We start from the raw sequence: 25,517 nt of genomic DNA on the forward strand, positions 1-25,517 counted from the left end.
CTACCCCACCGGCACAAAGACGCCGTCGATGGCCGGGTCACCCTGGGTGGCAATCAGGCCGCGCGCCACCAGGTCTTCGAGATGGGCAAGCACCGACAGACCGGCGGCGCCATGCAGGCGTGGGTCGGTGTCCCGGTAGATCGCCTTGACCATGTCCGGGATTGTCCGGTCGCCGCCCCGGATCCGTTCGAGGATCGCCCGTTCGCGCATCTTGCGGTGAGTCTTCAGCCCGCGCATGAAGCTGCGCGGCGCATTCACCGGGCCGCCATGGCCGGGCAGCAGCAGGCGGTCGCCGCGCGCGATCAATTTATCCAGCGAGGCCATGTAGTCGGCCATCGCGCCGTCCGGCGGCGCCACGATCGACGTCGCCCACGCCATCACATGGTCGGCCGAAAACAGGATGCCGGTGCCTTCGAGCGCAAATGCCGCGTGATTGGCGGTGTGGCCCGGCGTCAGCACCGTCCGGATCGTCCAGCCATCGCCCTCGACCAGCGTATCGTCGGGCAAAGTGACATCCGGCACGAAACCGGTGTCGGCGCTGGCGTCGAGCGGATTGATCTCGCCGATCCGCAGCGGCCTTGCCGGGCGGTGCGGGCCTTCGGCCAGCACGGCGGCACCGGTGTGCGCTTTCAGCCAGGCGGCCAGCGGAGAATGGTCGCGATGCGTGTGGCTGACGAAAATATGGCTCACCGGCCGGTTTGCGATCACGTTGAGCAGCGTCTGGAAATGCGCCTCGTCATCGGGGCCGGGATCGATCACCGCCAGCGTATCGCGGCCGACAATGTAGCTGTTTGTGCCGTGAAAGGTGAATGGGCTGGGGTTTTTGGCGGTGACGCGCAAGACCTCGAGCGCGACGGTGACGCCCCGGCCATAGGCGGGATCGAAGCTGGTGTCGAATTTGAGCGCCATGGCGGTGTCGTTGAACCTCTGTTCAGGAGGACGGCAAAACTGATTGCCGCATAACACGGAAGCCAATATAGAAAAACGCAAGGCCGCGATCTGCGGCAATCCGGATTGGGGAAGACCATGGCACTTGCAACGACGATGCGCCCGCTTGTTTCTCTCGCTTTGCCCCAGGAGGGCGCGCAGCGCCTGGCAACCCAGCTTTTGCTGGCGATCGCCGGAACGCTGCTTTTGACCCTGTCGGCCAAGACGAAAGTCGTGCTCGGGCCGGTCGACATCTCGATGCAGACGCTGGCCGTCCTGCTGATCGCCACCGCATTTGGCCTGCGGCTTGGCGTCGCTACCCTGCTTCTCTACATGGCCGAAGGCGCCATGGGCTTCCCGGTCTTCCAAAGCACGCCTGAAAAGGGCATCGGCATCGCCTACATGATCGGCGGCACCGGCGGTTATCTCGCCGGCTTCGTCGTGATGGCGGCCATTGTCGGCTGGGCCGCCGACCGCGGCTGGGACCGCCACCCGATCAAGTTGTTCAACGCCATGCTGGTCGCCGAAATCGTCATGATGGCCATGGGCTTTGCCTGGCTGGCCACCCTCATCGGCGCGGAAAAGGCGTGGCAGTTCGGCGTTTTGCCGTTCGTCCTCGGCGACCTGATCAAGGTTGCGCTCGCCGCCAGCCTGGTGCCGGCGGTATGGTCGCTGCTGCCCAAGCAGCCCTGAAACCGGACAAATGAATGAGCCGGCGGGCCCGGGGCCCGCCGGCTTTTTGTTGTCACGCGTCCGCCAGCCGATGGTGCAAGCCGGTTGCCAAATCGCCACGCCCATTTGCATCGTCAGCTTGTGCCTGGTCGGTCAAATTGCCGCGAGGCTGCAGATGCGGAGCAATTCTGGCGCCGATCCACGGCCGAGATTGAATTGACAAGCCATTGCGCGAAACCTAAGCACGGGCAACTTGATTTCGAGGCGGGGGCCGGTAATTCAAGGAGAGCTTGTTGAAGGGAATAATCCTTGCAGGAGGCAGCGGGACGCGTCTGTATCCCCTTACATTAGCGATCTCTAAGCAGATTCTGCCGATATACGACAAGCCGATGATTTTTTATCCGCTGAGCGTCTTGATGCTCGCCGGTATCCGCCAGATTTTGATCATTTCGACACCTCGCGACTTGCCGGTGTTTCGGGAGTTGCTGGGCGACGGTTCGGAATTCGGGGTCGAATTCTCCTATGCCGAGCAGGCGCAGCCCAACGGGCTTGCCGAGGCCTTCATCATCGGCCGCGACTTCATCGGCAAGGATAATGTGTCGATGATTCTCGGCGACAACATCTATTTCGGCGAGGGCCTGTCGCAGCTCTGCCGCACTGCTGCGCAGCGCCAAAGCGGCGCGTCGGTGTTCGCCTACCATGTCGAGGACCCGCAGCGCTACGGCGTGGTGTCGTTCGACAAGCTCAGCGGCACGGCTTTGACGATCGAGGAGAAGCCGCGGGAGCCGAAGTCCAACTGGGCGGTCACCGGCCTCTATTTCTACGACAATGAGGTCGTCGACATCGCGTCGACGATCAAGCCCTCGGCGCGTGGCGAACTCGAGATCACGGCGGTCAACAACGTCTATCTCGAGCGCGGGAAATTGCACGTGCATCAACTCGGCCGCGGCTATGCCTGGCTCGACACCGGCACGCATGACAGCCTGCATGAAGCCTCTTCCTTCGTGCGCACGATCGAGCACCGCCAGGGGATCAAGGTCGCCTGTCCTGAAGAAATCGCTTTCGAGCAGGGCTGGCTGACCGCCGACAAGGTGCTTGAGCGCGCCACGCGCCTGGGCAAGAACGAATACGCCGCCTATCTGCGCCGGCGTGTCGCCGAGCTGACGGAGACATAGAGTGCTGGAAGTCAGGCAGCTCGGTTTGGACGGCGTGCTGGAAATCGTGCCGAAGCGGCACGGCGATGCGCGCGGTTATTTCATCGAAACCTGGAATGCCGAGGCCTTTGCCGAGGCCGGCATCGATCTGCGTTTCGTCCAGGACAATCATTCCTATTCGGCTGCCGCAGGTGTCGTGCGGGGGCTTCACTATCAACTGCCTCCACGCGCGCAGGACAAGTTGCTGCGTGTGATCCGAGGCAAGATTCTCGACGTGGCGGTCGACGTCCGCCGCAGCTCGAAAACCTTCGGAAAATGGGTCGCGCTCGAAATATCGGCCGAGAGAGGCAACCAGATCCTCGTGCCGAAGGGTTTCGCGCACGGTTTCGTCACGCTCGTGCCGGACACCGAGGTTCTGTATAAGGTCACCGACACCTATTCGCCGGCGCATGATCGATCGATCCGTTTCGACGATCCTGATATCGGCATCGATTGGCCGTCGCCGGCCGGCGCCTTCGAGCTCTCGGCCAAGGACCTCAAGGCGTCGGCGCTTGCTGAGGCCGAGGTGTTCGCATGACGCGCGACGATGTGAGGAGAGCGCCATGAATTTTCTGGTGACAGGCGGTGCCGGCTTCATCGGCTCGGCCGTGTGCCGGCATTTGTGCGCCAATCCGGCCTACCATGTGACCAATCTCGACAAGCTTACCTATGCCGGCAATCTCGCCTCGCTGCGCACCATCGAGAATGCGCACAACTACAAATTTGCGCAGGCCGACATCTGTGACGAGCGGGCGGTTCTCGACATCCTCCACCGCGACGAGATCGACGTCGTCATGAACCTCGCCGCCGAAAGCCATGTCGACCGCTCGATCGACGGACCGGGCGCCTTCATCGAGACCAACATCGTCGGCACCTACCGGGTGCTGAATTCGGCGCTCGAATATTGGCGTGGCCTTGGCGACGACAGGAAAGCCCGCTTCCGCTTCCACCATGTGTCGACCGATGAGGTGTTCGGCGATCTGCCTTTCGACGGCGGCATGTTCGTCGAGGAAACGCCTTACGCGCCGTCCTCGCCCTATTCTGCCACCAAGGCGGCGTCGGACCATCTGGTGCGGGCCTGGCACGAGACGTACGGCCTGCCGGTGGTGCTCTCCAACTGCTCGAACAATTACGGCCCGTATCACTTTCCCGAAAAGCTGATCCCTCTGGTGATCCTCAACGCGCTCGATGAAAAGTCGCTGCCGGTCTACGGCGTCGGCGCCAACGTGCGCGACTGGCTGTTCGTCGAGGATCATGCGCGCGCTCTGGAACTGGTCGCCACAAAGGGCCAGCCAGGCGAAAGTTACAATGTCGGCGGCAATTCCGAGCGTACCAACCTTGGCGTCGTCGAGACGATCTGCGGCCTGCTCGATATCAGGCGTCCGCGCAGCGGGGGCCGGAGCTACCGCGATCTTATCAGCTTCGTCACCGATCGGCCCGGCCATGACCGCCGCTATGCCATCGACGCCTCCAAGATCAGCCGGGATCTCGGCTGGGCGCCGGCGGAGAGTTTCGACAGCGGCCTTGCAAGAACCGTCGACTGGTTCCTCGACAACAAATGGTGGTGGGGGCCGATCCGCGAGCAGCGCTATGCCGGCGAACGGCTGGGGCAAGTCCAGCCCCGGGGCCATGTCGAAGGCAGGAAGGGCGCGGCGTGAGACTAGTTGTCACCGGACGCGACGGTCAGGTCGCCAGCAGCCTGCTGGAGGCCGGGCAGAGGCGCGATGGCATCGAGGTCGTCACCCTCGGCCGCCCAGTGCTCGATCTGGCGCGGCCCGATACGGTCTTCGACGCACTCGCGGCAGCGCGGCCGGATATCGTGGTGTCGGCTGCCGCCTACACCGCCGTCGACCAGGCCGAGGACGAGCCCGATCTTGCCTTCGCTGTGAACGCCGTCGGCGCCGGCAAGGTCGCCGAGGCGGCCGCGAAGCTCGGCGTGCCCGTAATCCATCTGTCGACCGACTACGTCTTCGATGGCACCAAGGACGGCGCCTATGTCGAGACCGACGCCACCGCACCGCTCGGCGTCTACGGCGCCTCCAAGCTTGCCGGCGAGCTGGCCGTGGCCGCCGTCAATCCGCGCCATCTGATCCTGCGCACCGCCTGGGTCTACAGCCCGTTCGGCAAGAATTTCGTGAAAACCATGCTGCGGCTGGCCGGCGACCGCGGCGAGATCGCCGTGGTCGCCGACCAATGGGGAAATCCGACATCCGCACTTGATATTGCCGACGCGATCCTGCATGCGGCGGCGGTGTTGCGCGGCGACGACAGCTTCGACGGCTATGGGATCTACCATCTCGCCGGAGCCGGAGACGTCAACTGGAGCGGCTTTGCACGCCACATTCTGGAGGCAAGCCTGTCACATGGCGGGCCGTATGCTGCGGTACGGGATATTACGGCGCGCGACTACCCGACCAAAGCGCGTCGCCCGGCTAATTCGCGTCTTTCGACGCAAAAATTCACAGCCGCATTCGGATCGGAGGCACAGGGGTGGCAGCAATCGACGGGGCTTGTGGTGCGCCGCATCTTGCAAGCCCAGCCGGCAGCATGGAAAGACGTAGCGATTGTGTCTGTTAAGCGATGAAACAGCTTGTCGCTATCTTTATGTCGGCCGAGTCGCCATATCGCGGCGCCTTCATGCCTGTCGCGGAAATTACCAAGCCTGAGCAAGTTACACTGAAGGAAGTATCATAATGTCGGGTGTATCAATGGTTTGGCTTCGGCTCGCGCAGTTTGACATACGGCTTCGTTACCGAAATTCGACTTTCGGGCCTTTCTGGATTACGCTGAACACGGCAATATTTGCCCTTTCAGTTGGGCTTCTATATGCTGTCTTGTTTAAGCAGCCTATCAGGGAGTTCATACATCACTTGGCTACGAGTGTAGTCTTGTGGCAATTCCTATCTGGAGCAATAATTGAAGGTTCGGAAACTTTAATTGGATCTCACGATCTTCTTCTAAATACGAAGATCTCGCCGGCCTCATGCATATTTCGTTGTGTCTCTAAGAACATAATAATATTGATGCACAATGTGCTAATTATACTCATAACTCTAATTATTGCCTATCCGAACTCCGGCTTGAACATACCAATGTTCATCGTCGGAACCGCGCTGTTGGCTGCCCATGCCGCCTGGATATCGACCATCGTAGCGATTGTTTCTGTGCGATACAGAGACGTTCCGCTGATCACCGCTGCCGTTATGCAGCTTCTGTTCATGCTTTCGCCGATTATCTGGACGGCAAAGGTTCTCCCTACCAGCTCTCCGTTCCTGGTCTACAATCCTGTCGCCTACATCATCGATGCAGCGCGAACTCCACTGATGAGCGACGGCACCGACTACATGAGCGTGCTCGTGTCCGCCATTATTGCCGGCGTGGGGAGCATCGCCGCCTATCTTCTCTATCGAAGGACGGAGCACCGAATTCCGTACTGGCTTTGAATTCTGACGCCGTCACACAATTGTATTGGAAGCCCCATGTCACCGCCATCCATTCATCTGAGCGACGTCACCGTCCGAATTCCGGTCTGGTCCGCTCCGGCAAATCGTTCTCTCAAGCAAGCCGCGCTCCGTTTCACCACGGGCGGGCGTTTGCTGGCCGGTGACTCCGGCCGTTTCGAAGTCGCGGCTCTCGATGGCGTGTCGCTCGATCTTAAACCCGGCACCCGGCTGGGGCTGAGCGGGCACAACGGTGCTGGCAAGACGACACTGTTGCGCGTCTTGGCAGGCATTCTCAAACCCACCAGCGGGACAGCTGTCATCAACGGGGACTCGGCCGTTCTGATAACGCCCTCCATGGGTTTATCTCCCGAACTCACGGGCCGAGAGTTCATCCGGCTTCAGAGCCTCATGACCGGTATCGCCCCCCGTGAAATCGAGCGCCAGACCGAATCGATTATCGAGTTCTCGGAACTGGGCGATTTCATAAATTTGCCGGTACGCACCTACTCGTCCGGCATGCAGACACGGCTGTCGTTTTCGGTTGTCACCGCATATCCGACCGATATCGTGCTTCTTGACGAAGGGCTGGGCACGGGCGACGCGTCATTTCAAAAGAAGGCCAGAGAGAGAATGGAGCATTGGCTCAACAATGCCGCCATCGTCGTGCTGGCATCGCATTCCGATGCCCTGATCCGGTCGATGTGCAGTTCCGCGGTGTTTCTCGAGAAAGGTCGCGTCGTGAGAGAGGAGACCTTTGGCTAATGCGTCGTCAGCTGACTGCAACGCTCGCCGGCGCCGGCGCCCGAATCTTCGGGCACCAGGATTTGAAACAATCCTACCATAAGGTCTTCGACCCCGACGTTCCCCTGCAAAGCTATAGGGGCAGGCTTGCCTATTGGTGCATGTCGGCGGCGCACCGCCTTGGCTTCCTCTCCGACCTGCAACTGTCCTACCTGTCGCAGCTGCCGCTCGTCCCGGCGGTCGCTCCGCCAAACCATGTCTATGATCACGAGTTCTTGAACCTGCGGCTGAATCGAATCTACGACATGCCGGACGTCGAGATAGATGAGCGCCGGCCGCAGACGATCAATGTCCTGGTTCCTGCTTTCGACTTCAAATCGATCTCGGCCGGGTTCTTCGGCGTCTTCCAGATGGCGCTGTTCTTGCGCAAGACGGGTATCAATGTTCGCCTCGTCCTATTTGATAATTTCTATTTCAATATCGCCGACTTCAGAGAAAAGGTTTTGAAATACCCCGGTATGGAGGGTGTCTTCGACGAACTCGAAGTCGAGTATATCGGCGAGAGGCGGAAACCGCTTGCTATATCGCGCTTCGACTATGCCGTGGCGACCGTTTGGTATTCAGCCTATTTTGCAGAGAAGATTACAGCGCGCACAGAGAGCAAGAAGTTTATATACCTGATACAGGACTATGAGGCTGTATTTTATCCAGCAAATAGTCTATATGCCGTTGCAGATCGTACATACGCGATGGACTACGACGCGATATTTTCAAGCGAAAGCCTTATGAAGTTCTTCATTTCGAATGATGTCGGCGGCATAAGGTCTCGCGGCATGTCGCATACGTTTTTCAACAACGCCTGCTCGTCCAATCTCCTGCCCAAGGACATGTTCATCCAACGCAATCTTGCAAAGAAAAAGAGGACGATCGTCTTCTATTCTCGGCCGGTGGTGGATCGGAATATGTTCGAACTTACAGCGTTAGCTCTTACGACGGCCTTCAGGCGGGGCATTTTCGACCCCGAGGAATGGGATTGCGTGGGCATGGGCTTGGGAGAAGGTGTTGTCGAGTTGCAGCCCGGGGTTCGATCGGTTTCGTTGCCAAGGATGGACCTCAGCAAATACATCGAGGAGGTCTCGGGTTTTGATATCTGTCTCACGCTGATGGCTTCTCCGCATCCGAGCATGATCCCGATGGATCTGGCCGGATCCGGCTGTGTCGTTGTGACAAATACCTTCAAGACAAAAACTGATGATTATTTGAAGGGCCTCAGCGGAAATATCATCCCGGCTGCTTCGGAATTGAATGAAATCGTTTCAGCTTTGGAGCTGGCAAAGTCGAGGAGCGGCGACCTGGAGCAGAGGTACAGATTTGCCAAGGCAATGAAGTATCCGCGGGATTGGGACCAGTCGCTCACTGCCAAACATCTGAATTTCTTCAAGCGTCGCCTGCAGGTTCGCGCGGAAAAAGCAGCAACCGGCAAACAATAACCGTCATGAATTTTTTCGATTGCCGGCGCCGCGATCGGGGCGACTGCGAACATTGGGACACTAGGAGCGTAAGACGGTGGCGATGGCTACATCACACAAGGCGGTCAGACTCGCGTTGCCGCGGGGGCCACGAACCCTGATAGTGGTCGGATGTGGCCGGGGCGGCACAAGCCTCGTCGCCGGTGCGGCCATAATCCTGGGTGTGCCCATGGGATCGTCACCCGCTTCCATCATCCATGAGGATATGGAGCTCGTTTATGCGGCCCAGGGTCGGGACATCGATGGCCGCCTGATCGATGGTTCGGCAGATAATGGCTTGAAGAAGCTGGAAGAGATCATCGAGGCGAGAAATGATGCCAATGATCTATGGGGTTGGAAAGATCCGTCTGCCGATCTTTACCTCGGGGCGATAGCGGAGGTCGTGAGGAACCCGTTCATCGTGTTCGTCAACCGCGACATGGCTGCGGTCGCCCAGTCCGAAGTCAAGCAGATGCAGTCCTCGATCGAGCAAGCCTATGACCTGGCGCTGATCAGGTACAGCAGATATTGGGAATTGCTGCAGCGATTGCAGTGGCCGACGCTCCTTGTAAGCTATGAGCGTTCGCTGTTGAACCCGGAGTTACTGTTGTGCGAGATCGCAGATTTTATTGGACTTGACCCCCCCAGCGAAAGACAGCGTGATTTCATCAAGCAGTTCGCTTCCGGGCGGGATTATCAGCAACTGGACTTGGCAAACGCCGCTGTCTAGGCTTCCTTGATGGCTTGCCGGGCACTTTCGTCGGGGGGCGAGAGACAGTGGTGACAAGGACGTAACCTTGGCATGGGGGCGCATGCATTGGACCAGCCTGTGTTGGGTTTCATCGTTGGTGGGGTGCAGAAGTCCGGCACGACCAGCCTGTTCGGCTATCTCAGGCAACACCCACAGCTGGCGACGCCGTCCGTTAAGGAGATGCATTTCTTTGACGACGAGACGCAGAACTGGACGGAGCCGGACTATCGCAAATTGGGAAGCTTTTTTTCCGACGATGCTGGGAGAGGCATCGGATTTGACGTGACCCCGATCTATCTCTTCTGGCCGCCATCGCTGGAACGGATAAAGCGATACAATCCCGCAATGAAGCTTGTCTTCATTTTTCGCGATCCGATCGAGCGAGCGTGGTCGCAATGGCGTATGGAGACCGGTAACCGGTCGGAGCATCTGCCTTTTCACCTGGCGATCCGGCAAGGCCGCTGGCGACTAAAGGGGTTGGATCAGACCGATCCGGCATGGCGTGTGTATAGCTGTGTCGAACGGGGCTTTTACGCACGCCAACTACGCCGGCTATTTGCCTTGTTCCCGAGGGAGAACGTTCTGCTCCTGCGTTCACTGGATTTGTTGAGGGATCACCAACCTACGCTGGATGCCGTTGCTGGGTTCCTTTCCATCCAACCGTTTCTCCCCCTTGCTCCGCGAACAGATCATCTTGGGAGACGATGTGAGAACGAGCTTCGACCGGAGGCGTAACCTATTTGCGCGAGATTTTTTACGATGACATCGTCGAATTCTCCCGACTTTCGGGGCTGTCGGTTTCCGACTGGCCGACTATTGATTCGGGCTTGGCGGTAGAAGGCTGATGGAGCGACCCAACATCCTCTTCATCGTGGCTGACGACCTCAATTCCTGGATTGCGCCGTTGGGCCGCCATCCGGACGTCAAGACGCCTGACACGCGTCGCGTGGAACGACGTTTCTGCGCGCCTACTGCACGGCGCCCTATTGCAATGCCAGCCGGATGTCCGTGTTTACCGGATGCCTGCCGACGACAACGGGTGTCTATCAGAACGAGCCATTCTGGGAGGCGCCGCTGCGCAGGGTCACACTGCTCGAGCGCCTGCGCGAGGCCGGGTATTTCTGCATGGGTGCGGGGAAAGTGTTCCATGGCAGTTTCGACTACGCCGATGCAGGGCGCAACAGGACGCCGTCGGCAAGATGGAGCGACATCGAGAACCGCCCAGCCTTGTGGGACGAATTCCATACGACCGCCGCCGAGCCGATGCCGTTGCATCGGCCGCTCAACCGCATGTTTGATTTTGATGATTTCCCGAACGTAGCGTCGATAAATCATCACTTCGATTGGGGCGCCATCGAATCCGCTCGCGAGCCGGAGATGCCCGATTTCAAGACTGCGGACGCGGTTTGCGCCTTCCTGCAAAAACCGCACGAGCAGCCATTCCTTTGCGCGACGGGTTTCTACAAGCCGCATTTGCCCTGGTACGTACCGCAACCATTCCTTGATCTTTATCCTCTCGACAAGGTCAGCCTGCCCTTTGTCAAGAATGACGACCTTGACGACGTTCCCGCCATCGCAAAGGCTTGGGCTCTGTCGCCGCCTGACCACGAGACCGTCCTGAACCACGGGCAATGGCGCAACGCCGTCCAAGGCCTATCTCGGGGCCATCTCCTACTGCGACACTCAGATTGGACGTGTGCTTGACGCACAACGGGTTCCACCTGGGCGACAAGCTGCACTGGCGGAAATTCGTGCTGTGGGAGGAAGCAACGCGATTGCCCTTCATTCTGGTGCCGCCACGAGGTATGGCGACATCGGCTCGCGTCGACCAGCCAGTCAGTCTGGTCAACTTGTTTCCTACGCTTCTTGATCTTTGCGGGTTCGAGCCACCGGCGGACATAGACGTCCGTTCACTCATGCCTTTGGCGCGGGGTGGCAAAATGGAAGACCATTGTGCGATCATGACATGGTTGCGCGGCAATCATTCTGTGCGGTCAAGCCGCTGGCGCTACACGCGCTACTCCGACTTGTCGGAAGAACTCTATGATTTGAGCGCCGACCCCTATGAGGTGGAACAATCTGGCCGGCGGCGCCCGCTTTGAGCAAATGCGCATGGATCTCGGTGCGCGCCTCCCGCCCGATCGTCTGGATTGAAGGTCAGCCAAGGGAATTTCCAAAAAAATATCTGGCGATGACTACAACTCCACGCTATGCGATACAAAGCGGCGGGGCTGGGGATTGGCACTCTAAACAGGTGATCGGTGACGGGTTTCCGTCGCTCTCGCACTACGTTAGTGTCCAAGTCCTTGCGCCTGGAGTTCAGTACTACCCAATGACATCCTATGTAGAGGTCGTGTCCGGACTTCGGCCGAAGATGCGGCGCGCCATTATAATGATCCAGGATCTGGTCATGGTCCTGGTCGCGGTGGCGCTGAGTCTGGGGCTTTCTCAGTCGAGACTTTCATTCGACGCGCTCTCCACGGCCGGCCTGGCGTGCTGGGCAAGTATTGTTTTTCTCAGCCATATGCTGTTTCGCTATTGCGGCCTCTACAACACCGTGTGGCGTTTCGCCTCCACGCCGGACTTCTTCAACATCCTGAAGAGCTGCGCCATCCTGACCGTCACGCTCTATGTCGTCTCGCTGGCGGTTCGATCGTTTCAGCCGGTGACCGGCCTCAACGAGCGCCAGTTCATCGTCTTTTTCCTCGTCTCCTTCACCATCATATCGGCGCCTCGGCTCTATTACCGGTTCCTGCGCGACGGGGCGAGCTGGCGAATCCTGAGCCGCAACGCAAACAATGCGGCGATCAAACAAGCGCTGTTCGTCGGCAGGCTTGGCGAAGCAGACGTCATCATCCGCTTCACACGCACGGCCGAGCCGGCCGAATATTCCATCGCCGGCATCATGGCCATCGAGAACGGCGCGCCGTTGGGCACGCAGATACAGGGCGTTCCGGTGGTGGCCGTGCGGCCCCGCCTGGTCGAGGTCCTCGAAGAATATGCAAGAGGCACCAAAAGCCTCGACATGCTGATTTTCGGCAATGGCACCGAACGCGAGATCGAGGAATATTCGGAACTGGTCCGTGTCGCCCGTCACAGCGGTATCGCCGTCGTCCAATTCTCCGGCGTTTCGGAGCTCGGCCAAGGCGGAAAGCTGGTACTCGACGCTGTCGAGATGGAAACCATCCTGCGCCGCTCCACAGTTGCTTCCGATATGGAGCGGATCGGCGGCTTTATCGGTGGCAAGCGCGTCCTGGTCACCGGCGGCGCCGGCTCAATCGGTCGCATCCTGGTCAAGCGGTCGCTGGAACTTGGCGCGCAGGCGGTTCTGGTCGCCGATATCTCGGAGTTCGGTATTTTCCAGCTCGACCAGCAGGTTGACGAAAAGGACCATGTCCGGCTCAAGAGCCGCATCGTCGATGTCACAGACCGGCGCCAGATCACCCGCGTCGTCAGCGATTTCAAGCCCGACATCATCTTCCATGCCGCCGCGCTCAAACATGTGCCGCTGCTCGAAGAAAATTGGGAATCGGCGATCCAGACCAACATTTTGGGCACCCTCGTCTGCGCCGAGGTTGCCGCTAAATGCGGGGTGCCGCAGTTCCTGCTGATTTCCAGCGATAAGGCGGTCGATCCGACCTCGGTGCTCGGTATGACGAAACGCGCCGCCGAGCAGATCGTCTCTTCGCTGCACGAAACGCACGCCACCGGGCCCAGCGGCCGTCGCTCCGGCACCAAGTTCATCGCCGTGCGGTTCGGCAATGTCTTCGGCTCCAATGGCTCGGTCGCCACCATCTTCCAGGCGCAGATCGAGGCCGGCGGTCCGGTCACCATCACCGATCGCCGCATGACCCGCTACTTCATGACGGTGGCCGAAGCCGTCGACCTCGTCATCATGTCGGCGGCCGACGCCGAGCGGCGCCAGGGCAAGGACGACTACGCCATCTACATGCTCGACATGGGCAAGCCGGTGCCGATCCTCGAAGTCGCTGAAACCATGATCCGCATGGCCGGCAAAAGCCCCTACACCGACATTCCGATCCGTTTCACCGGGATCAGGCCGGGCGAGAAGCTTCACGAGGTGCTGCATGGCGGCAATGAGGAGATCGTCGCGCTGGATATCCCCAAGATCTTCGGCCTCAGGACCGATGTCGTGGGATGGCCCAAGGTCCAGGCGGCGCTGACATTGCTGCAGGCGGCCATGCGCGATCAGGACAAGGCCTCGGCGCTCGCCGTCATGGCCGGCCTCTATCAGGCGGAAGAGCCTCCAAGTGACGCACGCCGGGAAACCGTTGCGAAAACAGTCGGGCAAGCTGGTTAGAGCAAGTTCCAGAAAAAGTGTGGAGCGGTTTTCCGTCCGGGATTGCGTCAAAACAAAGAGCCTGTCCTGATCGACCGGGATTGGCTATTGAAACCGATCCGATGGCCGTTCCCAGGCGTTTGCAGATGATTTTGAACCAGTGAGCAGACAAGATCAGCGCGTGGCCGTGCTGCTGGGCACCAAAGATGGCGCGGCTTTCCTTGACGAGCAGCTCGCGTCGCTGGCTGCGCAATCGCATCCTGTTGTCGACCTCTGGGTTTCCGACGACGGTTCGACAGACGGCACTTCGGCCATTATCGGCGCCTGGCAGAGCCGCTGGTCCAAGGGCCGGTTGACCCTGTCGAATGGTCCTCGCCAAGGCTTTGCCGCCAATTTCCGCGCGATGATCATCGATCCGCGCATCGAGGCCGACTACTACGCCTTCTGCGACCAGGACGACATCTGGGAGCCGGACAGGCTGGAGAGCGCCATTGCCTGGATGCAAGGGCACGACGCCGGAACGCCGCTGCTGTTTTGCTCCAGAACCGCAACCATGTCCGAAACCGGAGCAGCGCAAGGGTATTCGCCGCTGTTCCAGCATCCACCCGCATTTCGCAATGCGCTTGTGCAAAGCATTGCCGGCGGCAACACGATGATGATCAACCGCGCCGCGCGAAAGTTGCTGGCAAAGGCATCGGCAAGGACCGAGTTCGTCAGCCATGACTGGTGGACCTATCTGATCGTCACGGCTGCCGGCGGCATTGTCCGCTATGACCCGCGACCGCTGGTGCGCTACCGCCAGCATGAGGCAAACCTGGTCGGCGCCAACGTGTCGTGGAAGGCGAGGCTGTCGCGGCTGGGGCGCCTGTTCAGGGGCGAGTTCGCCGTCTGGACCGATCACAATCTGAGCGGCCTGGCGGTCAATCGCGACATCCTCTCGAGGGATGCCGCCGCCTGTCTCGGCCTGTTCACCAGGGCACGAAAGGGCGGTATCCTGCGACGCCTGCGCCTTCTCAGGAAAAGCGGCGTCTACCGGCAGACGCTGGCTGGGACGCTTGGGCTCTATCTGGCCTTCATCTGGCGGCGGATCTAGAGCATGCAGACACGGCCATGAGGGAACCCAAGCGAGCTTTCGACCTGGCGGTGGCGGCGCTGCTGCTGCCACTGGCCTCGCCTTTCGTCCTGCTTGCCATGCTGGCAATCAGGACGACGTCGCCTGGACCGGCACTCTTCTCTCAAACCCGTGTCGGCCAGCACGGGGTGCCGTTTGCCTGCCACAAGCTGCGCACGATGGTTGTGGGAACGCCGTCTCTGCCCTCGCATCAGGCGCCGGCAATTTCCGTCACTGCCGTCGGCAAGGTGCTGCGGAAATTCAAGATCGACGAGCTGCCGCAGCTCTGGAACGTGCTCAAGGGCGAGATGAGCCTGGTTGGGCCGCGTCCATGCCTGCCCACGCAAACCGAGTTGGTCGACCGCCGCAGGCAATTGGGTGTGCTTGCCGCACTTCCGGGCATTACCGGGCTGGCACAGATGAAAGGCATCGACATGTCGGATCCGAAACTCTGCGCCGAAACGGATGCCGAATATCTCAGGGGGGCCTCGATCGGACTCGACGTCAAAATCCTGCTTGGCACAATCTACCGGACCTGACGGGCCTGTCGTGCAAGTTCCTCAATCCGGCCGAGCGTGTCGGTTTCCGGCATCCAGCCTTCCGAGATCAGCAGTGACGGGTCGCAAATCTGTGTCGCCATGGAAGCGTCGTACGCTGCTTTTCTGCCAAGCAGTGTGGCGAACAGCCTGAATGGCCAGGCCGGCACAGGAACGAGCCGGGTCGGAACGTCGTATCCGTGCCTGAATGCAGTCAAGATTTCGAACATCGCAACGGGGGAAGCATCGCCCAGGACATAGGTCGGGCGCGGTGGCGTGGGACGAGTCAAAAGATGCGCCACGGCGCCAGCCACCGCGTCGCGCGATATCAGCGAACGAACTGCGGTGAAAGCGCCTAAGGGCAATGGTAAGGCAATGGCGGCAGCCCGCATCATTCCACGCAGGTTTCCCTTCATGCCTTCGCCATAGACCGGCGGCAGGCGCAGCGCCGTGGCATCGGAGGGCCTGGACGCATAGGCTTCCAGTGTCTTGATCTCGCCTTCGCGTTTCGAGCGCCCGTAGGCGCATTGCGGGGCAGGGAGCGTCGCCTCGCTGATCGTTCCGCTGAAACCAGGACCGGCTACTGCCCGGATCGACGACAGATAGATGAAGCGCCCGCTTGTCCGCGAGGCGGCCGCGCGCGCCAGCTGCGCGGTCAGTGTCGCGTTGGCTGCCATGAAGTCGGCTTCGCTCGCCTTGCGGTCATTGTTGAGCGCCGCACAGTGGACGACATGGGTGATATCTCGCATCAGCGCCTGGTATGCCTGAGCCGGTGCGTCGAAGTCCGGCAACAAAACCGCATCGCTCACGGGATCGAGCCGTTCCGGGTGGCGCGATGCCATGCGCACCCCGAACCCGGCTTCGCGCAGCTGGTTGACGACCTGCCTGCCGATGAAACCCGTCGCGCCTGTGACCAGCACTTTCACGGCCGGCTTGCCTGGGGGGCCGGGGCCGGTGCCTGTTGTTCCGGCAGCATTTGTTGCCGGCCCGATGCAAGATATGTCCCGGACACCAGGAACACCATCAGTGTGGCATCGAGGATGTCGTGGCCGACCAGGATGCCGGTCAGGCCGCCGATGAGGTAGGTGATCGCAGTGACGACAATCATCGTGGCGCCGAACCGCTCGATCGCGTCCGTGCTGGTGCGCAGCACGATGGCCGCGTTTCTCGCGGCAACGAAGAACACAGCCGCGAGCGTTACGGCTCCAAGCAGCCCGGCCTCCACCAATGCAGTCAGGAAGCCATTGTGAAAATGGCTGAAGCCCGTGGACGGCATGTGGAACTGATTGTGGAATCCATCCTTTATCAGCTCGCGGCTTGCAGCAATGCCGTGACCGAAAATCGGCATGTCGTGGAAGGCGCTCAGCCCAATCTGCCAAAGTGCTGCGCGCAAGCCGAGCGCGGTCGTGTGGTCGCCCTTCGTGGCGAGCCCATCCCAATCGCTGAACAGGAAGGCCGCGCGCTCGGAAATGATGGGGAGACCGATGACAGCGATGACGATGCCGATCGCGCCCGCGATCAGCAAAAGCCGAATGGCGTTTCTGTTGTTGAGCTTGCGACGGTTGATCAGCAGGACCGCGATGCCGGCCACCAGCATCGCCAGCCAGATGATCCGCGATCCCGAATAGACAATGGCGACCGCGCCGGCCAGTGTCGCGCAGGCCAGCAAAGCCCTGTTCTTTTCGACACCCGATAAGGCGCCTGTCAGGCACATCATCATGCTGAGGCAGGCGACGGTCGCGAACACGATCGGATTGCCGGCGCCGCCTTCGGCCCGTATGCCCAGCCAGTAATATTGCACGACCGCCAGCAGCACGGCGCCAAAACAGGCGGCGGCGCTCGCCAGCACGACGATGCGCGTCAGCGTGGTTTTCTCGGTAATGCTCCAGGTCGCGTATGAGACAGGGAAAAACAGGAAGGTGATCAGCCCTGCCAGATGCGGCGCATCCCTGGCGATCGAATTGTTGACGATGGAGGCGAGCACGCTTGCTGCGCAATAGGCATAGATGGCCACCGTCATCGCGGTCATCGGCCGGTCAATGTTGAAACGCCGTCTTTTCAACGCAAGCAGAAGCACCGACCACAGGCCGCCACCATTGAATAAAAAGCTGACCGCCGATCCCAGCACCGGCGGGAAAAAGAAGCACAGAATGGAGAAGGTGATGTTGATCCGTGACGGCGAAACGTGCTGCTTGATGGCGGAGATCGGGGTCAATGCTCTGGTTCACAATGCGCTGGGTCGCGTGGCGACGGACAATGTTTGGCGCGGCATTTGCGGCATGCCGCCCGGCGCAGGTTCAGGAGCCGGTATAGCGGCTGGGTGCGGTTTTCGAAAGTGCGACGAGGTCGGGCCGGCGTTTCTTTCGGTCCAGGCAAGATTTTTCCCGGCCTTTGAAGGCTATCGCTCCGTCGGGCAGGAATTTTCGGATTCTGGGCTTTTCATGGAAAATTCGTTGCCGATCGGTGTGGCCGCCGGCCTTTCCAGCGTTGTTATATCAGGTGGCGATCTGCTAGAACGCCGGCACGAACCGATAGTGTCCAGCAGTGAAGCTTGAACCGGGCGGCTGAAAAGGACGCCCGATCCATCTGATGCAAGGTCTGGATTGCACGAGAGAACGCTCACAGTCCATGAACATCGCGCTTACGCATCTGCAGCGGCTCGAGGCCGAGTCCATCCACATCTTCCGTGAGGTTGCGGCCTCCTTCTCCAAGCCGGTGATGCTCTATTCCGTCGGCAAGGATTCCTCCGTGCTGATGCATCTGGCGATGAAGGCCTTCTATCCGGCCAAGCCGCCTTTCCCCTTCCTGCATGTCGACACCACCTGGAAGTTCCGCGAGATGATCGCCTTTCGCGACCAGATGGCGCAGAAGCTCGGCTTCGACCTGCTGGTCCACGTCAATGAAGACGGCGTGCGCGACGGTATCAACCCCTTTGACCATGGCTCGAACACCCACACCCATGTGATGAAGACGGTGGCGTTGCGCCAGGCGCTCGACAAATACGGCTTTGACGCTGCCTTCGGCGGGGCGCGGCGCGACGAGGAGAAGTCGCGCGCCAAGGAGCGCATCTTTTCCTTCCGCAACGCCCAGCATGTCTGGGACCCGAAGAACCAGCGGCCGGAGATGTGGAAGATCTTCAACACCCGCATCGCGCCGGGCGAATCGATCCGCGTGTTTCCGCTGTCGAATTGGACCGAGCTCGATATCTGGCAGTACATTCTGCAGGAAAACATCCCGATCGTGCCGCTCTATTTCGCCAAGGAGCGGCCGGTGGTCGAACGCGACGGCATGCTGATCATGAAGGATGACGATCGCATGCAATTGCGCCCCGGTGAGACGATGGAGAACCGTCTGGTGCGTTTCCGCACGCTCGGCTGTTATCCGCTGACCGGCGCCATCGAATCCGACGCCGACACGCTCGAAGCCATCGTCGGCGAGATGCTGACGGCGCGCACCTCCGAGCGCCAGGGCCGCCTCATCGACCGCGATGAAGCCGGCTCGATGGAAAAGAAGAAGCGCGAGGGGTATTTCTGAGCATGCGCCATATCCTGGCCAAGAGCCTCGCTCCCACCGACGGCGTGCGCGAATACATGGCGGCGCAGGAGAAGAAGTCGCTGCTCCGCTTTCTCACCTGCGGCTCGGTCGATGACGGCAAGTCGACGCTGATCGGCCGTCTTCTGTCCGACACAAAGCAGATATTCGAGGACCAACTCGCCGCACTCGAGCGCGATTCCCGCAAGCACGGCACCACTGGCGACGACATCGACTTCGCGCTTCTGGTCGACGGCCTCGAGGCCGAGCGCGAGCAAGGCATCACCATCGACGTCGCCTACCGCTTCTTCGCCACGCCCAAGCGCAAGTTCATCGTCGCCGACACCCCCGGCCATGAACAGTACACCCGCAACATGGCGACCGGCGCATCGACTGCCGATCTCGCCATCGTGCTGATCGATGCGCGCCAGGGTGTGCTGCGCCAGACCCGGCGCCACTCGATCATCGCTTCGCTGCTCGGCATCCGCCATATCGTGCTTGCCGTCAACAAGATCGACCTCGTCGATTTCGACCAGGCGGTGTTCGACCGTATCGTCGAGGATTACCGGCAGTTCTCGCACGAGCTCGGCTTCCAGACGATCGTGCCGATCCCGATGTCGGCCCGCTATGGGGACAATGTCACCAGCCGCTCCGGCAAGACGGCGTGGTATTCCGGCCCGTCGCTGATCGAGCATCTCGAAACCATATCGGTCGACGAGGCCGCGGTCGAACTGCCGTTCCGGTTTCCGGTGCAGTATGTCAACCGGCCCAATCTCGACTTCCGCGGCTTTGCCGGCACCATCGCGTCCGGCTCCGTCGCGCAGGGCGACGAGGTGGTGGTCGCCAAATCCGGCAAGGCCTCGCGGGTCAAGCGCATCGTCGCGCAAGGCGGCGATCTTGCCCAGGCGGTGGCCGGCCAGGCCATCACCCTTGTGCTCGATGACGAGGTCGAGGTCTCCAGAGGCAACATGCTGGTGTCGCCGGCGGCACGGCCGCAGGTCGCCGACCAGTTCGCCGCCAACATCGTCTGGTTCGACGAGGCAGCGCTGCTGCCGGGACGCTCCTATATACTGCGCACCGAGACCGACCAGACCAGCGCCACCGTCACCGACCTGAAATACCGCGTCAACGTCAACGACTTCGCTCGCGAGGCGGCGAAGTCGCTCGAGATGAACGAAGTCGGCATCTGCAATATCTCGACCCGGGCGCCGATCGCCTTCGACACCTTCGCCGACAACCGCGATACCGGCGCCTTCATCCTGATCGACCGCATCACCAATGCCACGGTCGGCGCCGGCATGATCCTGCATTCCTTGCGCCGCGCCGAAAACATCCATTGGCAGTCGCTCGATGTCGGCAAGCGCGGCCGCTCCGACCTCAAGAGCCAGCGCCCCGCCGTATTCTGGTTCACCGGTCTTTCCGGCTCGGGCAAGTCGACCATCGCCAATCTGCTTGAGAAGAAGCTGTTCGCTTCGGGGCGTCACACCTACATTCTCGACGGCGACAATGTCCGCCACGGCCTCAACCGCGATCTCGGCTTCACCGACGCCGATCGGGTCGAAAACATCCGCCGTGTCGCCGAAGTGGCAAAGCTGATGGCCGATGCCGGGCTGATCGTCATCGTCTCCTTCATTTCCCCCTTCAGCGCCGAGCGGCGCATGGCCAGGGAGTTGATGGCCGACGGCGAGTTCGTCGAAGTGTTCGTCGATACGCCGTTCGAGGAATGCGCCCGACGCGACCCGAAAGGCCTTTACGCACGGGCGCTGAATGGCGAGATCAAGAACTTTACCGGCGTCGATTCCCCGTATGAAGCTCCCGAAAATCCCGAAATCCATCTCAAGACACTCGGCAAGACGGCCGAGGAGATGGTAGAGGCTCTGGAACACTGGCTGAATGAGCGCGACATTGCCGAAGACCAATATGACAGCGGCGGCGGCATCTGACGACGAAGTGATGCTCGACGTGTTCGAGCGCCTGGCGCTCAAAGCCGGACGCGAGGTGATGCGGGTCTTCAAGGCCGGCTGCGCGGTCGACAGCAAGTCGGACTCCTCGCCGGTCACGGAAGCCGACCGCGAGAGCGAGACGATCATCCTCGCCGGCCTGCGTGCGGCCTATCCCGATATTCCCTGCGTGGCCGAGGAAGAGGTCGCCGAAGGCATTGTGCCGCCCGATCTGGATGGCGCCTTCTTCCTGATCGATCCGCTCGATGGAACGAAGGAATTCGTCAACCGCCGGACCGATTTCACCGTCAACATCGCGCTTGTCCGGCACGGCGTGCCGGAGATCGGCGTCGTCTTCGCACCGTGCAGCGGGCGGTTCTTCTCTGGACGGCCGGGCTGGGCCGAAGCAATCGAGGTCGATGACGACTTCCGTATCGTCGGCCGCCGGCGGATTTCGGTTAGGAGGGCGGTCACGCCGTTGGCGGTCGTTGCCAGCCGCTCGCACAACACCCCGGAGACCGAAGCCTTCATCAAGGATCTCGGCGCCGCCGAGATCGTCTCGGTCGGCTCATCGCTGAAATTCTGCCTGCTCGCCGCAGCCGAAGCCGACATCTATCCGCGCTTCGGCCGCACCATGGAATGGGACACGGCGGCCGGCGACGCCGTACTGCGCGCCGCCGGCGGCATGACGCGCACGCTGGACGGCGAGCCGCTCACCTATGGCAAGCGCAAACAGAGCGACGACGAGGATTTCGCCAACCCGCATTTTATTGCGAGCGGGAAGGCGGCGGACGCGGCGTAACTTACGCCGCCGCTACATGCGCCGAGTTCGAGCCAATGTAGTTGCGGATCGTCTCGATGATGCGGTCCTGGTCGGCTTCGCTGAGATAGGGATGCATCGGCAGGCACAGGATGCGCTTCGGCAGTTCCTCGGAAACCGCAAGCCCGGTCGGCGTGCGCGGATGGTCGCGATAGGCGACCTGCTCGTGCAGCGGCTTCACATAATAGATCACCGAAGGGATGCCCTTTTCGCCGAGATGCGCCCTCAACCCGTCGCGCTTCGGCGTCTCGATGGCGTATTGCGCCCAGGCCGAGCGGCCACCGCCCAGATTGCGTGACGCCTTGACGATGTCGCCGAGACCTTCGGCGTAGCGCTTGGCCACCACCTGGCGGGCGACCATCTCGTCTTCGAGGATGGCGAGTTTCTCGATCAGGATCGCCGCCTGGATCGTGTCGAGGCGTGAATTGATGCCGACGCGGACATTGTCATACTGCGTCTCGCCCTTACCGTGGAACGCAAACGAGCGCAGCTGGTCGGCCAGCGCGTCGTCATTGGTGAACATCGCGCCGCCATCGCCGTAGCAGCCCAGCGGCTTGGCCGGATAAAAGCTGGTCGAGCCGACATGGCCGAAGGCGCCGCACATTGTGCCGTCGGCCGAACCGCCGATCGACTGCGCCGCATCCTCGATCACCAGCAGCCCTTCGCGCTTGGCAATCGCCATGATCGCCTCGTAGTCGGCGGCAAGCCCGAACAGGTCGACGGGAATAATCGCCTTCGGCTTCAGCCGGCCTTCCTTCTTGATCATGGCGATCGCCGCCTCGAGGCTGGCGATGTCGATGTTGTAGGTCTCGGCGTCCACATCGACGAAAACCGGTTCGGCCTTGGCAAGCGCCACCACTTCCGCCGTCGCGGCAAAGGTGAAGCTCGGCACGAACACCGCGTCGCCGGGGCCGATACCGGCGGCAAACAGCGGCAACAGCAGCGCGTCGGTGCCGTTGGCGCAGGCCACGACATGCTTGGTGCCGATATAGGCTGCGAGCTTGTTTTCGAATTCGGTGACTTGCGGCCCTAGGATATAGCGGCCTTCCTCGACGACATTGTCGATCGCGGCCTTCAGCCGGTCGCGGATACGTTCGCGCTGCGCGCCAAGATCGATGAACTGCATGTCGGCCTCAAAACGGTGTGGTGCGGGCTGCCCCGGGGGACAATGACACGCACAGAAACAACAACTTAACCGGGCCGCTGGTACCAGAGTTGGGCCGGTCTAGAAAGCCGGACCGGCCGCGGGACGGGTTGTCTAGGTGTCGCAGCCTGTTACTTCAGGCTTTCCTGCATTGCCGCAAGATGCCGGAAATCCGGGCTTCGCCGCCTATTAATCCGGCTAATTCAGTGCGTCTTTCCGGCTCGCGGAAACATAAAGTGATCGGCTGCTTGCAGCGGCTGGCGGCGGACTAAGCGTGGATCAGGCGATTTCGTGCCGCCAGGGCGGGTTGGCGCCGGCCCGCGACACGGTCACCGCCGCCGCTTTGGCGCCGAGGGCCAGCGCCTGACGGATGGCGTCCTCCGAAAGGCCGCCGATCCCGGCCTTGGTGAGCAGGCCTTGCTCGTGCAGCGAGGCCAGAATGCCGGCATTGAAAGTGTCGCCGGCGCCGACCGTGTCGACCACCTCCACCTTATGCGGCATCACCGTGACCTTGTGATCCCTGCTGTAGCCGACTGCGCCTTCGCTGCCATGGGTGACGACGATCAGCTTGGGGCCCCGATCGAGCCAATTGCGGATGACGTCCTCATGCGAGCCGGCCTCGCCGAACCAGTGCAGATCCTCATCCGATAGCTTCACGATGTCGGCCATCGCCATCATCGAGCGGATGCGCCGGAGGTGCTTGGCTTTGTCGGGGATGAAGTTCGGCCGGATGTTGGGGTCGAGCATCATGATGCGGCGTTGGTGCTCGCGTTTCATGAATTCTTCGTAGGCAGCACCCGCCGGATCCGAAATCAGGCTGATGGCGCCAAACAGCATGGCTTCGATCTCGGCGCCCAGTTTCGGCAGATCCTCTGTCGTCAGCATGCGCCCGGCGGTGTTTTCGTCGTAGAAAGTGTAGGTCGCCTGGCCGTTGGTGAGCCGCACGAAGGCGAGCGTGGTCGGGCGAGGGGAGGTGTGCGCATAGGTGGAGCTGACCTTGCTTGCGCCGAGCGCCTCGCGGAACTGGCCGCCGAACAGATCCGACGACAGGCCGGAAAAGAAGCCGGCGGGCGCGCCGAGGCGGCCAAGCGCGATCGCCGTGTTGAACACCGCGCCGCCGACATAGGGCGCAAAGGCCGGCTCGCCCTGTGTCGTGGTGCGCGGCAGCATGTCGATCAGGGCTTCGCCGCAGCAGAGGATCATGATTTCTTGTTCTCCGGCGGATAGATCACGCCCTTGCGGATGATGATGTTGGCATAGAGCCGCGGTTCGCTGGTGGCGACGATCGCATATGCCGACCGGACGCGTGCATAGAAGTCGGCGCCCGCCAGCGCAACCACCTTGCGGCCCGGCGCGCGCCTGGTGCAGATCGCCTCGATCTCGAGGTGGACCGGATCTGCAACCGAGGGATCGCCTTTGACCGAGGCACGAAACAGCGCTTCCGGCACGAAATCATCCACCGGCAGAACGCTCAAAATGGCGTCAAGCACCGGTATGAGGTGAAGACCGTCGGCGCGGATCAGCCGGTTTGCCTGTTCTTCCGCCGGATAGTTGCCGTCGACAAGCGCGATCTCGTCGCCATGGCCCATGGCGCGCAATGTCGCCAGAAGCTCCGGACCGAGCAGCGACGGAATACCGATCAGCATTCAGGTGCTCCGGGAAATGGTGGTCGAACCGATGAGGAAGCGTTCGGACAGCGGCAGGCTGGCGCCGCCCAGCGCCCGGGCATGGATGCCGACGGTGCCTTCGCGCACCACCGGAAGCTTCAGGCCTTCGCCGTCAATGGTGCCGATCGCCTGCCTGACGGCATCGACGAGCCGGCGGCGTACGGCGAGCGGCATCCAGCCATCGATCACCGCGGCCTCGAAATCGATCACCGAGGACGCCGCGACAATGGCGTAGGCAAGCGCCTGCGAGGCGGTGGCAATCCAGTCGTCCAGATCGGCGCCGATCTCGCCCCATTCCTGCGGCGAGGTCCAGAGATAGGAGCCGTCAATGCCGCGTGCGTTAAGCGCCTTTTCCAGCATGGCGATCGAGGCGACGTCGATGAGCTGCGTCGGCTTGCCGTCTGGTCCCGGCACCGGCATCGAACCCAGCGCCCCGGCATTTCCGGTTGGCCCGCCGAACAGCCGGCCGTTGAGCACGATGCCGCCGCCGGCAAAGGCGCCGATATAGAAATAGACGAAGTCGCGCGCGCCGCCGGTCTGGCCGAACACCAGTTCGGCGCCGCAGGCGGAGGTGGCGTCATTCTGCAGATAGACCGGGAATTCGCACTGCGCCTGGATGTCGGCACTGATGTCGCGATGGCGCCATTCGTCCATGATGTCGCGCGGCGCGCCGGCGGTGTCGGCCCAGTTCCACAGTTCGAACGGCATGGCGATGCCGAGCCCGGCAATGCGCTTGTCCTGCGCAGGTGTCAGTTCGGCGCGCATCGTCTTCATGCCTTCGGTGACGAACTCAACCGTCTCGCGCGGCGCCGGATAGCGGTAGGAGTGCTGCAGCATGGAACGCACAGTTCCGAGGAAATCGATCAGCACCAGTTCGGCGCTGCGGCGGCCGATCTTGAGGCCGATGAAGAAGGCGCCTTCGGGGTTCAGCGCCATCGGGATGGAGGGCTGGCCGATCTTGCCGCGCAACGGCGCCTGGCGCAGCAGCAGGCTGTCTTCCTCCAGTTCGCGCATGATGACCGAGACGGTCTGCGCTGAAAGCCCGGTCATGCGCGCAATGTCTGATTTGGCCAAGCTGCCGTGCTGGCGAACCAACGACAGCACCAGCCGCTCATTGTGGTCGCGCATACCGCTCTGGTTGGTGCCACGGTGGAGACGGCTGGCGGCCGCCTCGGGCGAACCGTGCCTCGCAATGCCGGTCTCCACCCTTGTTCCTTCCCTTGGTTTATTCTT

The 25,517-nt window shown here is 61.3% G+C and carries 25 protein-coding genes and 1 pseudogene; 19 read left to right on the forward strand and 7 right to left on the reverse strand.

What is annotated here, in order from left to right; all coding sequences use genetic code 11:
- Positions 1 to 909, reverse strand: coding sequence for an MBL fold metallo-hydrolase (locus tag NKI46_RS25070; RefSeq protein ID WP_352748315.1), 909 nt, complete (start codon positions 907 to 909; stop codon positions 1 to 3).
- A 117-nt stretch (positions 910 to 1,026) separates the two neighbouring features.
- Here NKI46_RS25070 and NKI46_RS25075 point away from each other — a divergent pair, with 117 nt between their 5' ends.
- The 15 genes and pseudogenes from NKI46_RS25075 (at position 1,027) to NKI46_RS25145 (ending at position 15,185) form a co-directional block, all read left to right on the forward strand.
- On the forward strand, positions 1,027 to 1,620 hold the full coding sequence (locus tag NKI46_RS25075; protein ID WP_023684601.1) for a biotin transporter BioY: 594 nt from the start codon (positions 1,027 to 1,029) through the stop codon (positions 1,618 to 1,620).
- A gap of 272 nt (positions 1,621 to 1,892) precedes the next feature.
- Complete coding sequence (gene rfbA, locus NKI46_RS25080; RefSeq protein ID WP_023687178.1) at positions 1,893 to 2,774, forward strand: glucose-1-phosphate thymidylyltransferase RfbA; 882 nt, start codon at positions 1,893 to 1,895, stop codon at positions 2,772 to 2,774.
- A 1-nt stretch (position 2,775) separates the two neighbouring features.
- Positions 2,776 to 3,330 (forward strand): dTDP-4-dehydrorhamnose 3,5-epimerase, encoded by a 555-nt coding sequence (gene rfbC / locus NKI46_RS25085; RefSeq protein ID WP_352748318.1) that lies wholly within the window; start codon positions 2,776 to 2,778, stop codon positions 3,328 to 3,330.
- 25 nt (positions 3,331 to 3,355) lie between these two features.
- Positions 3,356 to 4,450, forward strand: coding sequence for a dTDP-glucose 4,6-dehydratase (gene rfbB, locus NKI46_RS25090; RefSeq protein WP_023738507.1), 1,095 nt, complete (start codon positions 3,356 to 3,358; stop codon positions 4,448 to 4,450).
- On the forward strand, positions 4,447 to 5,376 hold the full coding sequence (rfbD, locus tag NKI46_RS25095; RefSeq protein ID WP_023738508.1) for a dTDP-4-dehydrorhamnose reductase: 930 nt from the start codon (positions 4,447 to 4,449) through the stop codon (positions 5,374 to 5,376). The genes rfbB and rfbD overlap by 4 nt, the downstream gene beginning before the upstream one ends.
- A gap of 124 nt (positions 5,377 to 5,500) precedes the next feature.
- Positions 5,501 to 6,235 carry an ABC transporter permease gene (locus tag NKI46_RS25100; RefSeq protein WP_245260410.1) on the forward strand — a complete coding sequence of 245 codons (735 nt, stop codon included), beginning with the start codon at positions 5,501 to 5,503 and terminating at the stop codon, positions 6,233 to 6,235.
- A gap of 36 nt (positions 6,236 to 6,271) precedes the next feature.
- Positions 6,272 to 6,997 carry an ABC transporter ATP-binding protein gene (locus NKI46_RS25105; RefSeq protein WP_023687183.1) on the forward strand — a complete coding sequence of 242 codons (726 nt, stop codon included), beginning with the start codon at positions 6,272 to 6,274 and terminating at the stop codon, positions 6,995 to 6,997.
- The gene (locus NKI46_RS25110) at positions 6,997 to 8,466 is read left to right on the forward strand and encodes a rhamnosyltransferase WsaF family glycosyltransferase (RefSeq protein WP_023738510.1); all 1,470 of its coding nucleotides are present in this window, start codon (positions 6,997 to 6,999) and stop codon (positions 8,464 to 8,466) included. Before NKI46_RS25105 ends, NKI46_RS25110 begins: the two co-directional genes overlap by 1 nt.
- Positions 8,467 to 8,674: 208 nt before the next feature.
- Positions 8,675 to 9,214: a sulfotransferase gene (locus tag NKI46_RS25115; RefSeq protein WP_352609110.1), complete on the forward strand. Its 540-nt coding sequence runs from the start codon at positions 8,675 to 8,677 to the stop codon at positions 9,212 to 9,214.
- Between the two features lie 102 nt (positions 9,215 to 9,316).
- Complete coding sequence (locus NKI46_RS25120) at positions 9,317 to 9,970, forward strand: sulfotransferase domain-containing protein (protein ID WP_352459694.1); 654 nt, start codon at positions 9,317 to 9,319, stop codon at positions 9,968 to 9,970.
- Positions 9,971 to 10,189: 219 nt separating this feature from the next.
- Positions 10,190 to 10,939: pseudogene (locus NKI46_RS25125) on the forward strand (sulfatase-like hydrolase/transferase); the annotation flags it as partial.
- Positions 10,936 to 11,337, forward strand: coding sequence for a sulfatase/phosphatase domain-containing protein (locus NKI46_RS25130; RefSeq protein WP_031253479.1), 402 nt, complete (start codon positions 10,936 to 10,938; stop codon positions 11,335 to 11,337). The pseudogene NKI46_RS25125 and the gene NKI46_RS25130, both read left to right, overlap by 4 nt.
- Before the next feature lie 230 nt (positions 11,338 to 11,567).
- Positions 11,568 to 13,556, forward strand: a complete 1,989-nt coding sequence (locus NKI46_RS25135) for a nucleoside-diphosphate sugar epimerase/dehydratase (protein ID WP_031253480.1) — start codon at positions 11,568 to 11,570, stop codon at positions 13,554 to 13,556.
- 139 nt (positions 13,557 to 13,695) lie between these two features.
- Positions 13,696 to 14,628, forward strand: coding sequence for a glycosyltransferase family 2 protein (locus tag NKI46_RS25140; protein ID WP_352459692.1), 933 nt, complete (start codon positions 13,696 to 13,698; stop codon positions 14,626 to 14,628).
- Positions 14,629 to 14,645: 17 nt separating this feature from the next.
- Positions 14,646 to 15,185, forward strand: a complete 540-nt coding sequence (locus tag NKI46_RS25145) for a sugar transferase (RefSeq protein WP_352459691.1) — start codon at positions 14,646 to 14,648, stop codon at positions 15,183 to 15,185.
- Here the strand turns inward: NKI46_RS25145 and NKI46_RS25150 are convergent.
- Positions 15,173 to 16,108 carry an NAD-dependent epimerase/dehydratase family protein gene (locus tag NKI46_RS25150; protein WP_023670715.1) on the reverse strand — a complete coding sequence of 312 codons (936 nt, stop codon included), beginning with the start codon at positions 16,106 to 16,108 and terminating at the stop codon, positions 15,173 to 15,175. The two genes, NKI46_RS25145 and NKI46_RS25150, sit on opposite strands and share 13 nt — an antisense overlap.
- Complete coding sequence (locus tag NKI46_RS25155; protein ID WP_352748325.1) at positions 16,105 to 17,211, reverse strand: O-antigen ligase family protein; 1,107 nt, start codon at positions 17,209 to 17,211, stop codon at positions 16,105 to 16,107. Before NKI46_RS25155 ends, NKI46_RS25150 begins: the two co-directional genes overlap by 4 nt.
- Between NKI46_RS25155 and NKI46_RS25160 the strand changes: the two genes are divergently transcribed.
- The 4 genes from NKI46_RS25160 (at position 17,189) to cysQ (ending at position 21,455) form a co-directional block, all read left to right on the forward strand.
- Positions 17,189 to 17,737: a hypothetical protein gene (locus tag NKI46_RS25160; protein ID WP_352748327.1), complete on the forward strand. Its 549-nt coding sequence runs from the start codon at positions 17,189 to 17,191 to the stop codon at positions 17,735 to 17,737. The genes NKI46_RS25155 and NKI46_RS25160 overlap by 23 nt on opposite strands.
- 73 nt (positions 17,738 to 17,810) lie before the next feature.
- Positions 17,811 to 18,716: a sulfate adenylyltransferase subunit CysD gene (cysD, locus tag NKI46_RS25165; protein ID WP_023670717.1), complete on the forward strand. Its 906-nt coding sequence runs from the start codon at positions 17,811 to 17,813 to the stop codon at positions 18,714 to 18,716.
- A gap of 2 nt (positions 18,717 to 18,718) precedes the next feature.
- Positions 18,719 to 20,656, forward strand: a complete 1,938-nt coding sequence (gene cysN / locus NKI46_RS25170; protein WP_023670718.1) for a sulfate adenylyltransferase subunit CysN — start codon at positions 18,719 to 18,721, stop codon at positions 20,654 to 20,656.
- 10 nt (positions 20,657 to 20,666) lie between these two features.
- Positions 20,667 to 21,455, forward strand: coding sequence for a 3'(2'),5'-bisphosphate nucleotidase CysQ (gene cysQ / locus NKI46_RS25175; RefSeq protein ID WP_352748357.1), 789 nt, complete (start codon positions 20,667 to 20,669; stop codon positions 21,453 to 21,455).
- Position 21,456: 1 nt separating this feature from the next.
- On the opposite strand, the gene NKI46_RS25180 is transcribed toward cysQ, so the two are convergent.
- From NKI46_RS25180 to NKI46_RS25195, 4 genes are all read right to left on the reverse strand, one after another.
- Positions 21,457 to 22,599, reverse strand: coding sequence for a DegT/DnrJ/EryC1/StrS family aminotransferase (locus NKI46_RS25180; protein WP_352748330.1), 1,143 nt, complete (start codon positions 22,597 to 22,599; stop codon positions 21,457 to 21,459).
- A 297-nt stretch (positions 22,600 to 22,896) separates the two neighbouring features.
- Positions 22,897 to 23,820: a carbohydrate kinase family protein gene (locus NKI46_RS25185; protein WP_352748332.1), complete on the reverse strand. Its 924-nt coding sequence runs from the start codon at positions 23,818 to 23,820 to the stop codon at positions 22,897 to 22,899.
- Positions 23,817 to 24,263 (reverse strand): RbsD/FucU family protein, encoded by a 447-nt coding sequence (locus tag NKI46_RS25190; protein ID WP_023698145.1) that lies wholly within the window; start codon positions 24,261 to 24,263, stop codon positions 23,817 to 23,819. Before NKI46_RS25190 ends, NKI46_RS25185 begins: the two co-directional genes overlap by 4 nt.
- Positions 24,264 to 25,490 carry an ROK family transcriptional regulator gene (locus tag NKI46_RS25195; RefSeq protein WP_352748335.1) on the reverse strand — a complete coding sequence of 409 codons (1,227 nt, stop codon included), beginning with the start codon at positions 25,488 to 25,490 and terminating at the stop codon, positions 24,264 to 24,266.
- Between the last annotated feature and the right edge of the window lie 27 nt (positions 25,491 to 25,517).

Origin of the sequence: Mesorhizobium sp. M0615 (assembly GCF_040320805.1) — a bacterium.
Classification (GTDB): domain Bacteria; phylum Pseudomonadota; class Alphaproteobacteria; order Rhizobiales; family Rhizobiaceae; genus Mesorhizobium.